The organism is Micromonospora arborensis, assembly GCF_003205615.1.
GTDB classification, from domain to species: Bacteria; Actinomycetota; Actinomycetes; order Mycobacteriales; family Micromonosporaceae; genus Micromonospora; species Micromonospora arborensis.
In genome coordinates this window covers 1-15,632 of sequence record NZ_PYBV01000003.1, presented here as the reverse complement: position 1 = coordinate 15,632, position 15,632 = coordinate 1, and the positions used below count along the sequence as shown (strand labels likewise).

The 15,632-nt window shown below is 68.3% G+C and carries 10 protein-coding genes; all 10 read right to left on the bottom strand.

Annotated features, from left to right (window positions below; all coding sequences use genetic code 11):
* Window positions 1-159: 159 nt before the first annotated feature.
* Window positions 160-1,815 (bottom strand): glycoside hydrolase family 27 protein, encoded by a 1,656-nt coding sequence (locus tag C7C45_RS01845; RefSeq protein WP_110561869.1) that lies wholly within the window; start codon window positions 1,813-1,815, stop codon window positions 160-162.
* A 354-nt stretch (window positions 1,816-2,169) separates the two neighbouring features.
* A complete protein-coding gene (locus C7C45_RS01840; protein WP_184183594.1) occupies window positions 2,170-3,156 on the bottom strand; it encodes a LacI family DNA-binding transcriptional regulator in 987 nt (328 codons plus the stop codon).
* Window positions 3,157-3,568: 412 nt separating this feature from the next.
* Window positions 3,569-5,686 carry a family 43 glycosylhydrolase gene (locus C7C45_RS01835; protein ID WP_110561867.1) on the bottom strand — a complete coding sequence of 706 codons (2,118 nt, stop codon included), beginning with the start codon at window positions 5,684-5,686 and terminating at the stop codon, window positions 3,569-3,571.
* Window positions 5,687-6,024: 338 nt separating this feature from the next.
* Complete coding sequence (gene araA, locus C7C45_RS01830) at window positions 6,025-7,527, bottom strand: L-arabinose isomerase (RefSeq protein ID WP_110561866.1); 1,503 nt, start codon at window positions 7,525-7,527, stop codon at window positions 6,025-6,027.
* Between the two features lie 26 nt (window positions 7,528-7,553).
* Complete coding sequence (yjfF, locus tag C7C45_RS01825) at window positions 7,554-8,543, bottom strand: galactofuranose ABC transporter, permease protein YjfF (RefSeq protein WP_110561865.1); 990 nt, start codon at window positions 8,541-8,543, stop codon at window positions 7,554-7,556.
* Window positions 8,540-9,610, bottom strand: coding sequence for an ABC transporter permease (locus C7C45_RS01820; protein ID WP_110561864.1), 1,071 nt, complete (start codon window positions 9,608-9,610; stop codon window positions 8,540-8,542). Before C7C45_RS01820 ends, yjfF begins: the two co-directional genes overlap by 4 nt.
* Window positions 9,607-11,148, bottom strand: coding sequence for a sugar ABC transporter ATP-binding protein (locus C7C45_RS01815; RefSeq protein ID WP_110561863.1), 1,542 nt, complete (start codon window positions 11,146-11,148; stop codon window positions 9,607-9,609). The genes C7C45_RS01820 and C7C45_RS01815 overlap by 4 nt, the downstream gene beginning before the upstream one ends.
* A gap of 189 nt (window positions 11,149-11,337) precedes the next feature.
* On the bottom strand, window positions 11,338-12,327 hold the full coding sequence (locus C7C45_RS01810) for an ABC transporter substrate-binding protein (protein WP_110561862.1): 990 nt from the start codon (window positions 12,325-12,327) through the stop codon (window positions 11,338-11,340).
* A 147-nt stretch (window positions 12,328-12,474) separates the two neighbouring features.
* Window positions 12,475-13,164, bottom strand: coding sequence for an L-ribulose-5-phosphate 4-epimerase (locus C7C45_RS01805; RefSeq protein ID WP_425271104.1), 690 nt, complete (start codon window positions 13,162-13,164; stop codon window positions 12,475-12,477).
* Window positions 13,161-14,843, bottom strand: coding sequence for a ribulokinase (gene araB, locus C7C45_RS01800; protein ID WP_110561861.1), 1,683 nt, complete (start codon window positions 14,841-14,843; stop codon window positions 13,161-13,163). Before araB ends, C7C45_RS01805 begins: the two co-directional genes overlap by 4 nt.
* Window positions 14,844-15,632: the final 789 nt, after the last annotated feature.

Below are 15,632 nucleotides of genomic sequence, written 5' to 3'. Positions count from 1 at the left end.
CCGACCGGCGAGCAGAGCCGGCCGACGGGCAGAGCCGGCCGACGGGCAGAGCCGGCCGACGCGATGGTGCCCGCGGACGACGGGGTCGTCCGCGGGCACCAGCACTGCGACTCGGTCAGGTGGGCTGCCGCGACCTGATCGGTCGACGGGCCCGATCGGCTACCGCTGCGACCACCGCTGGTTCGCCGCGCCGGTGCAGGTCCAGAGGAGCACCGTGGTGCCGTTGGCCGTGCCGTTGTTGTTGACGTCCAGGCAGAGCCCGGACTGCGCACCGCTGATCGTGCCGTTGGAGTTGATCGTCCAGCGCTGGTTGGCCCCACCGTTGCAGTCCCAGATCTGCACCCGGGAGCCGGCCGTGGCGTTGGGGGGCGCGTCCAGGCACTTGCCGAGCGACTGCAGGGTCTGACCACTGCTGGTCCAGCGCTGGTTGGCGGCGCCGTTGCAGTCCCAGATCACCGGCTGGGTGCCGTTGGTGGTGTTGCTCGCCGGAACGTCGAGGCAGCGGCCGGAGGCGGCACTGGCCAACGCGCTCGACGTCGACGGCGGCGGCGTCGTCGGCGGCGTCGTGCCGCCACCGCTGACCCGGAACACCACCGTGCCGTGGGCCGGAACGCTGGCACTGATGGCCCCGCTGCTGGAGCTGGTCGCCCCGGACCACGCCTCCACCAGAGTGAACGAGGACCCGGACTTGCCGACGGCGGCGGCCGTGGTCGAGATCGTCGTGGTCGAGCCCCCCTGGTTGAACAGGGCGACCGCCACGTCACCGTTGGCGAGCCGCTTGGCGAGCACCCGACGCGTGCCGTCGAACGACACCTGCGTCCCCTGCAACCCGAGCGCATCCTGGTTGATCGCGATGAGGTTGCTGTTCTTGAGGATGGTCTGGGTGGCGGAGTCCATGTTCCGCACGTCGTTGCCGGCGATCAGCGGCGATGCCATGATCGCCCACATCGCGAAGTGGCTGCGCATCTCCGTGTCGTTCATGCCGCCCCGGCCGACCTCCATCATGTCCGGGTCGTTGAAGCCGCCCGGCCGCGCGTACGAGGCCAGTGGAACTGTCACGTTGATGATGTTCTGGATGCCCATCGGGTAGCCGTTGGTCTGGCCGGTGTTCCAGGCGTTGGTGATGTCCTCCGTGGTACGCCACATGTTGGCCACGTCGCCCCAGTTGCGCTGGGGGCCGGTCTTGGCGTGGATGCTGTTCGAGTTGATGCTGTAGACGATCGGTCGACCGGTGGCGGCGAGCGCGTCACGCATCCGGGCGAAGGTGGCGACCTGCTCGTCGATGCTGCCCTCCGGGGAGCACCAGTCGTACTTGAGGAAGTCGACACCCCAGGCGGCGAACTGACGGGCGTCCTGCGCCTCGTGTCCACGGCTGCCGGTCGCGCCCGGGTAGGCGCCGAAGTACTGTGCGCAGGTCTTGTCGACCGGCACCTGGTAGAGGCCGAACTTCAGGCCCCGGGCGTGCAGGTAGTCGCCGAGCGCCTTCATCCCGCTGGGGAACCGACCCGGGTCGCCCTGGAGGTTGCCGGAGCCGTCCCGGTTCGGGTTGAACCAGCAGTCGTCGACCACGACGTATTGGTAGCCCAGGTCCCTCATCCCGCTGCTCACGATCGCATCCGCGGACTGCCGGATCAGCGCTTCGTTGATGTTGCAGCCGAACGAGTTCCACGAATTCCAGCCCATGGGAGGCGTGCGTGCCACCCCGTTCTCCAGTGCCTGCGCCACTGGGGCGCGGAGGCCGACCAGAGCGCCGGCGAGCAGCAGTCCGGCCGCCAGTACGCTCCCCCAGCGACGACCTCGGGTGATGCGGTTCATCGAGCCTCCTTGTCGGTGGCGCCGGCCCGTGACTACGATCTGCTTGGTGGGCTGATAGTCGGACGCCAATTCTTGTTAGCGTTAACAGAGACGCCCATCATGTTACGGCGACATTTCATGAGGTTCAATAGCTGGCGGGCCGCCGCATCGCGAGCCATCGATCGGCATCGGCTTGGGTCGATTGAAAAGTGTCTTATCAAACCCACGGAGGGCAGGGCATTTTCGGCCGGGTGCCACCGGTGCCGGAAGATATCGACCGCCGCCCACGCGAAAGCGGCCGGGACGCTGACGAGACTGACGCCCAGCCCGAGCCCCGCCGCTGCGCCAGGCCGCCCTCTGGTGGCCCGGCCGCCGTCAGTGCCGAGGTGGGGCGACGCTCTCGCGGGCGACCAGCGCCGGGGCGATGGTCTGCCGCAACGCCCCACCGGTGCCCGACTCGATCTGGGCCAGCAGCATCTGCAGGCTCGCCCGCGCCACCGCGTCGAAGTCCGGACGAACCGTGGTCAGCGGCGGAATGAAGTACGCCGCCTCCGGCACATCGTCGAAGCCCACCACGCTGATCTCGTCCGGCACTCGTCGGCCGAACTCGTGCAGCGCCCGCAGCACACCCAGCGCGAGATGGTCGTTGGCGGTGAAGACCGCGGTGACCTCCGGCATCCGCGCCAACATCTGCCCACTTCGGTAACCCGAGGCGGCGGACCAGTCCCCCGGCATCAGGGGCGGCGGTTCCACCCCGGCGGCCAGCAGTGCCTGCCGCCAACCGTCGATCCGGCCGACACTGTCGAACCAGTCGGACGGCCCCGAGACGTGCCAGACGGTGCGATGCCCCGCGTCGAGTAGATGCTGGGTCGCCGCCCGGGCACCCGCCACCTGGTCGACAGTCACCAACGGCACCGGACGACTCGGGTCACCGTCGACGGTGACCAGCGGAACGTCCTTGGGCAGGTGTTCCAGCGCCTCGCCCGCCGACTCCACCGGCGCGATGACCACGATGCCGGCGACCCGGTGCGACAGGTGCCGCTCCACGGCGGCCGAGATGGAACCGTGGTCCAGGTTGCGCACGCTGCCGACGCTCACCGCGAAACCCTCTTCCGCGGCGGTCTGCTCCAAGGCGGCCAACAGCGACGCCGGCCCGTAGAGTGTCGTGTTCTGCGCGACGACGCCGATGACCTGGGATCGGCCCGTCACCAGGGCACGAGCCGCGCCGTTCGGGCGATAGCCGAGCTCGGCGATCGCCGCGCGCACCCGCAGCCGGGTCTGCTCACGGACGTTGGGGTGCCCGTTGAGCACCCGCGACACCGTCTGATGGGAGACACCGGCCAGACGAGCGACGTCCGTCATCGCGGGACCGTGGACGGCCATTGCACTCCCCCCGCTACATCTCCGGCCCGCGGCCCGTCGAGGTCGACTGGAGCGGCCCGGCCCGATCACCTCTCGCTCAGCCACCACGCCGGTGCTGAATCCCAGGTGACCAGCGCTGGATCGCCGTCAGTCTACGCCAGTTACCGCCCCGGTCTCGGCACGGCTGTGCGCGGACTGTGGACGTGCCGCAGCCGTACAACGCAATCCCTGCACCGGTTGCGCGGCCAACCGATGCGCGGCGCGGCCGCAGTGTTACGCCGGCCTGCTCCACACCTCGGGCAGAGCGTGGAACAGACCGGCGAGGACGTGCCCCGGTGACGCCGACTCCACGTGCCGTGCAGGCACGCGTTCGTCAGCGCCACCGGTCAAACCGACAACCGTCTGACTGGTGTCACGGTGTCGTCAGGTCGAACCTGCGCACCGTGACCGCACCGCCGAGCGACTGGGTCGCGTGGTTGAAGATGGCGAACCGGTAGCCCATGAAGAACTGCCAGTTGTTCGCCAGGGTCAGGGCGTTGCCGAACGAGGTGAAATTGACCCCGTCCGTGCTGTACGAGAAGCGAGCCTGCCGGCCGGACCCGGGTCTGATGTCGGCGTTGGCGCGCAACCAGATCCGGCCACCGGAGACGGCGGTGCTGGCCACCTCGCTGCCGGTGCTGGTGGTGTTCCAACTGCCGTCCATCGTCAGACCGTTCTGCATGACCAGACGCGTGGACCCGTTGTCCCGTCGGACCCCGATCCAGGCCGACGAGTTGCGTAGCACCGCCAGGCCGGTGCGGTCACCGTCGCGCATGGTGGAGTAGTCCAACTCGATGGTGGCGGTCGAGGTGGGGCCCTGGATCCGGTGGGTCAGCGTGTTGCGCGCCTTGTACAGGTCGCCGGTGACGGTGGCGGTCTGCAGGTTCAGCCCGTTGTTGACCGACCACTTGCTGTTGTCGGGGTTGTGGTTCCACTCCCACTGCGGGCCGAGAGTGGTGCCGGCGAACGTGTCGGTGCCGGTGAGCGGCTTGACCGCTCGTGGCGGCGCGGGCAGGTTCGGCTTCGGGTACGAGCTGCCCCACGCGCCGTTGACCGTCTGCAGCACGGGCCAGCCGTCGCCGGTCCAGGTGATCGGGGCCATGGCCGGCATCCGACCACCGGGGTACGCGTCGACGAAGGACATGTAGTACCAGTCGCCGTTCTGGGTCTGCACCAGCCCACCCTGGTGCGGCACGCCGCCACCGGAGATCGGGCCGGGCAGGTTGAGCAGCACCTGACGCTGCTCGTACGGGCCGAACGGACCGTTTGTCGACTTCAGCACGTACTGGCCGTTGGCCGGGCGGGTGAGCCAGATGTAGTAGGCGCCGTTGCGCTTGTAGAAGCGCGCGCCCTCCAGCGTCCCGATGCTCGACGGCGTGGTGTAGACCTGCTGGGCGCGAACCTGGGACTTCCCGTCGGCGGACAGCTGGGCCACGCTGATGGTGCCGTTGCCGTACGCCACGTACATGGTGTCGTTGTCGTCGATCAGCATCCCGGCGTCGTAGTAGCAGTTGGGGATGGTGGTGTGCTTGCTCCACGTGCCGTCGACGGCGGACGCGGTGTAGATGTGGGTCTGCGCGAAGTCGATGCACCCGGCCCAGTAGTACGTCCTGTTGCTCGGCCGGTAGTTCAACGTCGACGCCCAGATCCCGTCGACGTACGCGTTACCGCCGCTCATGTCGTATTTCGAGCCGAAGTCGAGCCGGGGCACGGAGTGACCGGCGAACTCCCAGTTCACCAGGTCGTACGAGCGCAGGACCGGCGCGCCCGGCGAGTAGTGCATGGTGGACGCCGACATGTAGTAGGCGTTGTCCACCCGGATGATGTCGACGTCGGCGAAGTCCTGCCAGACCGTCGGGTTCGAGTAGGTGCCGTTCGACGGGGGTGGCGTGGTGGGCGGCGGCGTGGTGGGGTTGCCCCCGCCGTCGACGCGGACGAGCTGCCACTGCTGGTTGGTGCCGTTCCAGTCGGCGTACTGCACGATGTTGCCGCCGTCGGCGGTCGAGGCGCCCTGCACCTCCATCACCTTGTTGCTGTTGCGGTTGATCAACCGGACGTACCCGCTGTCCGAGTCGGCCAACCGGAACTGCTGGTTGGTGCCGTTGTTGTCGGACCACTGCACGATCGCCCCGCCGTCGGCGGTCGAGCGGCCCGAGACGTCCAGCACCTTGCCCGACAACCGCGACTTGATCCGGTAGTAGCCGCCTCCGGAGTCCACGAACTGCCACTGCTGCTGGTTGCCGTTGTTACGCGTCCACTGGGTGATCCGGGCGCCGTCGTTCGTGGCCATGTTGTACACATCCACTGCCTTGCCACTGTTGCGGTTCACCAACACGTACCACGCGCTGGTGTCGACCGTCGCCGCTGACGCGGGCGACGAGGCGACGGCCGCAGCCGCGCCACCGACCACCAGCACCATCGCGGCGACGGCGAGTCTCGACAGCCACCCCCGCCGTGGTGCACCCCGGGGAACCCGACCGATGGAAAGCATGATCCTCCTCTGCTGACGCGAACCGTGCGGTCTGGGTCGGCGTCCGCGGCACCGGGCGGGGCACCGAGCTGACCAGGCCCGGCCATGTGATCGCTAACACCGATTGCCCGACCATCGCGGTGACGAGGTATCGAAACCGCGGGGGTAGGACGCGCGCGCGGCCGGACCAGCCAACGACATCGACCATCTTGGTTATAGACTGTGAGCGATAACATGCTGTTAGTCAAGGCGTAACACAACCGCCTCGTGGCCCTGCTGGCACACACGCGAACGGGTGGCCACCCCCGACCCGCAGGCAGGGATGGACCACCCGTTTCAGTGCGCTCCGACAGCGCGGCTCAGAAGCCGCGGGCCAGCCGGTAGTAGGCCTGGTTCCAGCGGATCTCGTCGGCGAAGCGGCGGGGCTCCGTGTCGGCGTCGATCACGACGAGTTCGGTGCGGCTCATCTCCGCCAGGTCGTGCAACTCCTCCACCCCCACCGCCTGCGACAGCACGGTGTGGTGCGGCGCCCCAGCGGTGATCCACGCCTCGGCCGACACCGGCAGGTCGGGTCGCGGACGCCAGACGGCTCGGGCGACCGGCAGCCGACGCAGCGGCTGCGGCGGAGACACCACGTCGATCTCGTTGGCCACGAGACGGAAACGCTCCCCCATGTCGGCCAGTCCGAGCACCACCGCCGGGCCGGGCGCGGCGTCGAACACGAGACGGATCGGGTCTTCCCGCCCGCCGATGCTCAGCGGGTGGATCTCCACGTTGGGTACGTCGGACGCGATGGTCGGGCAGACCTCGAGCATGTGGGCGCCGAGCACCAGCTCCTGACCCGGAGTGAGGTCGTAGGTGTAGTCCTCCATGAACGACGTGCCGCCGTCCACGCCCACCGACATCGCCTTGAGGGTGCGGACCAGGACCGAGGTCTTCCAGTCGCCCTCGCCACCGAAGCCGTAGCCGTCCGCCATCAGCCGCTGCACGGCGATGCCCGGCAGCTGACGAAGGCCCCCGAGGTCCTCGAAGTTCGTGGTGAAGGCCCGGAAACCGCCAGCGTCCAGGAACGTGCGCATGCCGATTTCCAGCCGCGCCGCGTACCGCAACGAGTCGTGCCGCTCACCGCCGGGCAGCAGTTCGCCGCCGATGCGGTAGGTGTCCTCGTACTCCTTGACCAGGTCGTCCACCTGCGCGTCGGTGACCTCGCCGACCACCTTGACCAGGTCGTTGACGCCGTAGGTGTTGACCGAGACCCCGAACCGCAGCTCCGCCTCGACCTTGTCGCCCTCGGTCACCGCAACGTCGCGCATGTTGTCGCCGAAGCGGGCCAGGCGCAGCGACCGCATCGCCGACCAGCCGAGTGCCGCCCGCGCCCACGCCCCGACCCGCGAGGTCACCCGCGGGTCACTGACGTGCCCGGCCACCGTCTTGCGGGCAACACCGAGACGGGTCTGGATGTACCCGAACTCGCGGTCGCCGTGCGCGGCCTGGTTCAGGTTCATGAAGTCCATGTCGATGTCGTTCCACGGAAGCAGAACGTTGGCCTGGGTGTGCAGGTGCAGCAGCGGCGTCTGCAGCGCGTCCAGACCAGAGATCCACATCTTCGCCGGAGAGAAGGTGTGCATCCACGCGATCACCCCGATGGCGCCCTGGGCGGCCGCGTCCCGGCAGACCTGCAGAATCTCACCACTGTTGGTCAGGACGGGCTTCCAGACCACGCGGGCGGGAATCTGCGGTGAGTCGTCGAGCGCGGCCGCGATCTGACGGGACTGCTCGGCGACCTGCCGGAGCGTCTCCTCGCCGTACATGCCTTGGCTGCCGGTGAGGAACCAGATCTCGGGTTCGGTGTGTGGTGCCATGGGATTGCCTTCCGCGAGAGGGGCGGTCACTTGTAACGGATTCCGATGAGACGCTGGAGGAGGATGAACGCGAAGAGCAGGCTGCCGATCACGATCTTGGTCCACCAGGAGTTGAGGCTCCCATCGAAGGTGATGAGGGTCTGGATCACGCCCAGGACGAGTACGCCGAGCACCGTGCCGAAGATGTAACCCGCGCCGCCGGTGAGCACCGTGCCACCGATGACGACGGCGGCGATGACGTCGAGTTCCATGCCCACGGCGATCAGCGGGGCGCCGGACAGGGTGTAGAAGGACAGCAGGATGCCGCCGATGGCCGAGCACAGGCCACTGATCGTGTAGACGGCGATCCGGGTCCGCCCCAACGGCAGGCCCATCAACAGGGCCGACTGCGGGTTGCCGCCGATGGCGTACACGTTGCGGCCCAGCCGGGTGTAGGCCAGCACGTACGCGGCGACGGCGACCACGACGAACGCGATGAGCACGCTGATCGACACGAAGTTGCCCTGCGGATCACCGATCCGCTCCTGCGACATGCTGGTCCAGAAGCCGTCGGTGATCGGGATGGACGCACCGGAGATGAACGTGCACATGCCTCGGGCGAAGAACATCCCGGCGAGCGTGACGATGAACGGCTGGATCTCGAAGAAGTGGATCGCGCAGCCCATCAGCAGGCCGAGCGTCGGGCCGATGAGCAGGGCGATGACGAGCACCAGTGCCGCCGGCATGCCGTCCTTCAGCAGCGCGGCAGACACCATCGCCGTCATGGCGACGACCGACCCGACCGACAGGTCGATGCCACCGGTGAGGATCACGAAGGTCATGCCCACCGCGACGACGAGCAGGAAGCCGTTGTCGATGAAGACGTTGAAGATGACCTGCACGTTGGAGAACGCCGTGTACTGGGACACCCCGATGCCGTACATGACCAGGAGCAGGACGAGCGTCGCGAGGACCGGAATCTGCCGCTTCGGCAGCCGGAACCGGGTACGACCGGCGGTAAGCGATCCAGTGGTCATGCCGGCACCTGCTCCTTCGGCTTGTCGGCGATAGTGGCGGGCGGAGGGGCGTTACGCCTGCGACGGGCGAACCGGGCCCGGAAGGCCGGTGCCTGGATGAGGCAGACCGCGATGACGACGACCGCTTTGAACAGCAGCGAGGTCTGCGGAGAGATGTCCATGGCGTACACCGTCGTGGTCAAGGTTTGGATGATCAGCGCGCCGATGATCGTGCCGCTGAGGAAGAACCGGCCGCCCGCGAGGGACGTCCCGCCGATGACGACCGCGAGAATGGCGTCCAACTCCACCCAGAGACCGGCCGCGTTGCCGTCGGCACTGGAGACGTTGGCCGTCATCATGAAACCGGCGATCGCGGCGCAGCCGGCACTGAGCACGTACACAAGGAACACGATCCGACCAGAGCGAATGCCCGCCAGGCGGCTGGCCTCGGCGTTACCGCCGACCGACTCGATGATCATACCGAGCGCGGTTCGGCGGGTGAACGCGGCCACGAGCAGGGCGGCGGCGAGGGCGATGAAGATGGCCAGGGGCAGGGTCAGCATGTGGCCCAGGCCGATCGCCCGGTACGGCTCCGAGTTGATGGTGATGATCTGCCCCTCGGTGATCAGCTGGGCGAGGCCCCGGCCAGCCACCATCAGGATCAGGGTGGCGATGATCGGTTGAATACCGATCACCGCCACCAGCACGCCGTTCCAGGCGCCGAGCACGAGCGAGACGCCCAACGCCATCGCGAGGGCGGTCAGCACCACACCGAGGCTGTTCTGGTCGGGCTGCTTGCTGATGTACATGCAGGCGATCGCGCCGCTGATCGCGCACAGCGAACCGACCGACAGGTCGATGCCGCCGGTCGAGATGACCAGGGTCATGCCCAGTGCGACGAGAATCAGCGGTGCGCTCAGCCGCAGGATGTCGATCGGCGTGCCGTACAGGTGCCCGTCCTTGAGCTCGATGGACAGGAACCCGGGCCGGTAGATCGTGTTCGCGGCGAGCATGACGACCAGCACGGCGGCGGGCCAGAACAGCCGGTGACCGATCACCGTCCGGTAGCGGCCCATGGTGTCGTTCATCGGTCTGCCTCCTCCCGGTGAGACCCACTGGCGATGGTCTGCATGATGCGGTCAGCGTCGAGGGTGTCGTCGTTGGCGAGTTGCGCGACCATCTGCCGGTCCCGCATCACGGCCACCTTGTGGCTGAGGCGCAGCACCTCCTCCAACTCGGCGGAGATGAACAGCACCGCCATGCCGCCGTCGGACAACTGCGTCACGAGCTTCTGGATCTCGGTCTTCGCGCCGATGTCGATACCCCGGGTCGGCTCGTCGAGGATCAACAGCCGTGGCTCGGTGATCAGCCACCGGGCCAGGAGCACCTTCTGCTGGTTGCCACCGGAGAGGTTGCGTACCGGCACCTCCGGATCCGCGGGCCGGATGTTGAGTGCCTTGATGTACTTGTCGACCAGCTCGTCCTGGCGGCGACGCGGAATGGGCCGCAGCCAACCGCGGGCGGCCTGCATGGCGAGGATGATGTTCTCGCGTACCGACAGGTCGGCGACGATGCCCTCCGCGCGGCGGTTCTCCGAACAGAAACCGACGCCGTGGTCGATGGCCTGCGCGGGGGTGCGCAGGCTGCTGGACGCGCCGTCGACCGCGACCTGACCGCCGTCGGTCCGGTCGGCCCCGAACAACAACCGCGCGACCTCGGTACGCCCCGAGCCCAACAGGCCAGCCAAACCCACCACCTCGCCGGCGTGGATGGTGAGGCTGAACGGCTCGACCGCGCCCGCCCGACCGAAGTTCGACACCGCCACCAGGGGGGTGCCCTCCTCCAGCGCGGCCAGGTCCCGGCGGGAGTGCTCCTCGATGCCCTCAAGGACGTCGAGTTCCTTGCCGATCATCTTCTCGACCAGGGAGAGCTGCGGCAACTCGGCGGTCGGGTACTCGCCGACGAGCCCACCGTTGCGCAGCACGGTGATCCGGTCGGCGATCTCGTAGACCTGGTCGAGGAAGTGGGTCACGAACAGGATCGCGATGCCCTCGTCGCGCAGTTGCCGCATGATGCGGAACAACTGCGCCACCTCGCCGGCGTCGAGGCTGGACGTCGGCTCGTCCAGGATCAGCACCCGGGCCTGGATGTCGATCGCGCGGGCGATGGCGACCATCTGCTGGATCGCCAGCGAGTACGAGCCGAGCGGCGCGCTGACATCGAGGTCGAGGTCGAGGCGGGTGAGCAGGGCTCGGGCGCGGCGGCGAACCTCACCCCAGCGGACGGCACCGAGCAACCGGGGCTCGCGGCCGATGAAGATGTTCTCCGCCACCGAGAGGTTGGTGCAGAGGTTGACCTCCTGGAAGACGGTGCTCACGCCAGCGGCGGTCGCCTGCATCGGCCCGCTGAACGACACCGGCTCGTCGTCCAGGGTGATCACACCCTCGTCGGTGTCGTAGACCCCGGTCAGCACCTTGATGAGGGTCGACTTGCCGGCGCCGTTCTCGCCCATCAGGGCGTGCACCTCGCCGGGAAAAAGGCGGAAGTTGACGTTGTGGAGTGCGCGCACCCCAGGGAAGGACTTGCTGATCCCGGTCATCGTCAGGACCGGACGGCTATCCGTCATCCCATCAGACCTCTTCTGGGTTGTCGACACGGAAGGGCCGCTACGCTCCCGCGACGCCCGGCCGGTCGTCCCTGCGGGTCGCCCGGGCGGGCGTGGTACGGGGCGGTAACGGGCCATGCCCGGTCCATTGTGGGCGTTGGCGCGACGCAGTGGGGCCGCCACGCGAACGCGGCGACCCCCCAACGTCGATCAGTACTTGCGGTTCGGCAGAGCTTCCTTCGCCTGCTCCTGGGTGAAGGTGGTCTCCTCGGTCTCGATCCGAGCCGGCACCGTCTCACCCGCGTGGACCTTCTTGGCCAGGTCCATCAGCTGTGGGCCGAGCAGCGGGCTGCACTCCGCGATGAAGTTGAACTTCCCATCGGCGAGAGCCTGCATGCCGTCCTTGACAGCGTCGACCGTGATGATGGTGATGTCCTTGCCAGGCACCTTGCCGGCCGCGGTGATCGCCTCGAGCGCGCCCAGACCCATGTCGTCGTTGTGCGCGAACAGCACGTCGATCTGCTTGTTGGCCTTGAGGAACTGCTCCATGACCTGCTTGCCGCCGGCCCGGGTGAAGTCACCCGGCTGGGAGGCGATGATCTTCAGGTTCGGGTTGGCGGCGATCGCCTCGCCGAAGCCCTTCTTCCGGTCGTTCGCCGGCGCCGCACCCGTGTTGCCCTGCAGCTCGACGATGTTCACCGGGCCCGTGGCGGTCTTCTTCTGCTCGACCAGCCACTCACCGGCGAGCTTGCCCTCCTTGACGAAGTCCGAGCCGAGGAACGTCTTGTACAGGGTCTTGTCGGCCGAGTCGACCGAACGGTCGGTCAGGATGACCGGGATGCCGGCGTCCTTGGCCTCCTTGAGCACGGTGTCCCACCCGGACTCCACCACCGGCGAGAAGGCGATCACGTCGACCTTCTGCTGGATGTAGTTGCGGATCGCCTTGATCTGGTTTTCCTGCTTCTGCTGCGCGTCGTCGAACTTCAGCTCGATCCCCGCCGCGGTGGCGGATTCCTTGATCGAGGTGGTGTTCGCGGTACGCCAGCCGCTCTCCGCACCGACCTGCGAGAAGCCCATCGTGATCTTGCCGTCGTCCTTGGTACCGCCGCCGCCGGTGTCGCTGTTACCGCAGGCCGCCATGGTGCCGACGAGCAGCACACTGGCGAGGACCGTGGCAGCGCGCCACGAAGCGGAGTGCATTCGCATCTTTCCCATCATCGAATCTCCCTGGCTCGGTGTGGTGGGTAACCGCGCCAACCGCCGAGGTGCAAGGAGCGGCGTACGCGGGTGGTGCGTGCTGCTACTTCGGTGGTGCAGACCGACGGGTCGGACATGGGCGGTGAAGGCTCAGGAACCCGTCGGCGGGACTGGTTGTTGGCCGTAGACGTTCTGGTATCGGTGGTAGAGCGCGTCGATGTCGGCCTGCGCGATCGGCACCGGCTGCCCGAGTACGCGGGCCAGGTGCGCCGTACGCGCCACGTCCTCACACATGACCGCGGCCTTGACCGCCGCGCGGGCGTCACGGCCGATGGTGAAGACGCCGTGATTACGCATCAGCACCGCGGGTGAGCGGTGCCCGGCGAGCGTGCCGACGATGCCCTTGCCGATGTCGTCGCCGCCGATCAGGGCGAACGGACCCACCGGAATCTCCCCACCGAACTCGTCGGCCTGGGCCGTCAGGTAGCAGGGGATCGCCTCCCCACGCGCGGCCCAGGCGGTGGCGTACGAGCTGTGCGTGTGCACGACCCCACCGACCTCGGGCATGGCCCGGTAGACGTAGGCGTGGGCGGCGGTGTCGCTGGACGGTGCGAGATCCCCCTCGACGAGGACGCCGTCGAGGTCACACACCACCATCGTGTCGGCCGAGAGGTCGTCGTAGCCCACGCCGCTCGGCTTGATCACCATGAGGTTCTGGCCGGGCACCCGCGCCGAGACGTTGCCGGCCGTCCAGGCGACCAGGCCGTACCGGGTGAGTTCGGCGTGCAGGCGGGCGACCGTCGCACGCAGCTCGCCGATCTGTCGGGTCACCTCGGTCACGCGACCGGCTCCAGCGCAAGCTCGGGCGTGGCCACGGCGCTCTCGACGGCCGCGTTCCGGATCGCCCGCAGGCGGAGCATGACGTCGTTGCCGCCACGACCGAAGTGGTCGTGCAGCGCCCGATACTCGGCGTACAGGGCGTCGTAGGCGCGCGCCCGGTCGGGATCCGGTCGGTAGACGGCCTCGTGCACCCGACCCATCGCCTGCGAGGCTTCGTGGATCGAGGGGAACTCGCCGGCGGCGACGGCGGCATGGATCGCCGACCCCAGCGCCGGCCCCTGCGCGGAGGCGATGATGTTCAGCGGCCGCCTGGTCACGTCGGCGTAGATCTGCATCAGCAGCTTGTTGTTGGTGAGGCCACCGGCGATCACCAGGTCGTTCACGGCGACTCCGGCCTCGACGAACGCCTCGATGATCATCCGCGTGCCGAAGGCGGTGGACTCCAGCAGCGCCCGGTAGATGTCCTGCGGCCGGGTGGCCAGGGTCATTCCGACGATCATCCCGCTGAGATCGTGGTTGACCAGCAGTGAGCGGTTGCCGCTCCACCAGTCCAGAGCGACCAGGCCGTGCGCGCCGACCGGTTGGCTCGCGGCCAACTCGGTGAGCTGTTCGTGCGAGTCGATGCCAGCCGGGGCGGCGTGCTTGACGAACCAGCCGAAGATGTCGCCGACACCACTCTGCCCAGCCTCGTAACCCCACGCGCCGGGGCTGATGCCGCCGTCCACGACACCGCACATGCCGGCCACCTCGGCGAGCTCCGCGCCGTTGACGACGTGGCAGGTCGAGGTGCCCATGATCGCGACGAGCCGGCCGGGCTCCACGGCCTGCGCGGCCGCCGCGGTGACGTGTGCGTCGACGTTGCCGGCGGCCACCGCGATCCCCTCCGGGAGGCCGGTCCATGCGGCGGCTTGCGCGGTGAGCGTGCCAGCCCGGGCGCCGAGCGGCAGCAACGGACCGTCCAGCTTCGTCACGAAGTCGCCGAAGCCGGGGTTGAGCGCGGTCAGGAAATCCGCACTGGGGTACTGGCCGTCCTGCAGGATGCCCTTGTACCCGGCGGTGCACACGTTGCGGGTCTCGGTGCCGCTGAGCTGCCAGACGATCCAGTCGGCTGCCTCGATGAAGCGCTCAGCCCGGTGGTAGACCTCGGGGTCCTCCTCCAGCACCTGAAGTCCCTTGGCGAACTGCCACTCAGCGGAGATCTTGCCGCCGTACCGGCCGATCCACGGCTCTGCCCGCTCGTGGGCAAGCGCGTTGATCCGGTCGGCGTGCGGCTGCGCGGCGTGGTGCTTCCACAGCTTGACCCAGGCGTGCGGCCGGTCGCGCAGCTCGGGAACCTCGCAGAGCGGAGTGCCGTCGGCGTCCGTCGGCAACACCGTGCAGGCGGTGAAGTCGATGCCGATGCCGACTACCGCTGCGGGATCCACCCCCGCGGCGGACAACGCCGCCGGGACGGCGTGCCGCAACACGTCGCGGTAGTCCTCCGGATTCTGCAGAGCCCAGTCCGGGGGCAACACCTGGCCTCCCGGAAGCGCCGAACTGATGACGCCATCGCCGTACTCATGCACCGCGGTCCCCAACTCGGCACCATCACCGACTCGGACCACCAGAGCTCGCCCGGACAGGGTGCCGAAATCGACACCGACGACATAGCGGTCGCCAGCTCCGTCCACACCGTTCATGTTCCACCTCCACGTTAACGGGGATAGTGTTAACGCTCACATCCAGCCTCGTCAAGACATGTAGGCGCAACAGCTCCGTAACGGAACGCGGAAGCCGGACCGACTCGGGCGCGACGATACTGACCGGCACAAAAGGCGTAATTCCGGTGCCACCTGCAGAACCCGGTGGCAGCGAGGCTCGGCGCACGGCCCGACAGCCGACCGGAAACCCCTCGACAGGCCGGGCGACAGGCGCGACAACTCGGCCGACTTCGAGACCGCCGTCCGGTGACGACCGATCGGCAACCGGCGATGATGTCAGCGATAACATCAACGAGGTGGCTACGCCTTCATGATCAAGTGCAGGAAACGGCCGGCTGCCACTTGCCGGGCCCACAACTGAGCGCTTCGAAGACCAGCCCGCGCCTGACGCAGCCGTACCCAGAGCCTTGTTATCGATAACATTCGACGTATCGAGTGCCCCTTAACGCACCACGCAAGCCCAGGCGCCGCACGTCGTACGCGCCCTACGCCCCGCTCGCCGCACCCCGGACCCCCGCTTCGTGCACCGCATCCCGGGGCCCGCGCTTCGTGCGGCGCGCGCAGTGAGCAGCGCACCACGCGTCGTACACAGCCCGCCGCACGCCACGCCCGCACGGCGCGGCGCGGCGCGCGGCGCGCGGCGCGGGGGCGCGCGGCGCGGGGGCGCGGGGGCGCGGGGCGAGCCACCACGACGGCCGTGATCGACTCCATATCGGCGACATTGCGGCATCCGAGCGGCCGGACACCGCCACATCGGCGATATGGAGT

What these genes read in the sequence shown, in the direction of transcription:
- C7C45_RS01845 (WP_110561869.1), bottom strand. Translation starts at nt 1,815, where the DNA reads ATGAACCGCATCACCCGAGGTCGTCGCTGGGGGAGCGTACTGGCGGCC.
- C7C45_RS01840 (WP_184183594.1), bottom strand. Translation starts at nt 3,156, where the DNA reads ATGACGGACGTCGCTCGTCTGGCCGGTGTCTCCCATCAGACGGTGTCG.
- C7C45_RS01835 (WP_110561867.1), bottom strand. Translation starts at nt 5,686, where the DNA reads ATGCTTTCCATCGGTCGGGTTCCCCGGGGTGCACCACGGCGGGGGTGG.
- araA (WP_110561866.1), bottom strand. Translation starts at nt 7,527, where the DNA reads ATGGCACCACACACCGAACCCGAGATCTGGTTCCTCACCGGCAGCCAA.
- yjfF (WP_110561865.1), bottom strand. Translation starts at nt 8,543, where the DNA reads ATGACCACTGGATCGCTTACCGCCGGTCGTACCCGGTTCCGGCTGCCG.
- C7C45_RS01820 (WP_110561864.1), bottom strand. Translation starts at nt 9,610, where the DNA reads ATGAACGACACCATGGGCCGCTACCGGACGGTGATCGGTCACCGGCTG.
- C7C45_RS01815 (WP_110561863.1), bottom strand. Translation starts at nt 11,148, where the DNA reads ATGACGGATAGCCGTCCGGTCCTGACGATGACCGGGATCAGCAAGTCC.
- C7C45_RS01810 (WP_110561862.1), bottom strand. Translation starts at nt 12,327, where the DNA reads ATGCACTCCGCTTCGTGGCGCGCTGCCACGGTCCTCGCCAGTGTGCTG.
- araB (WP_110561861.1), bottom strand. Translation starts at nt 14,843, where the DNA reads ATGAACGGTGTGGACGGAGCTGGCGACCGCTATGTCGTCGGTGTCGAT.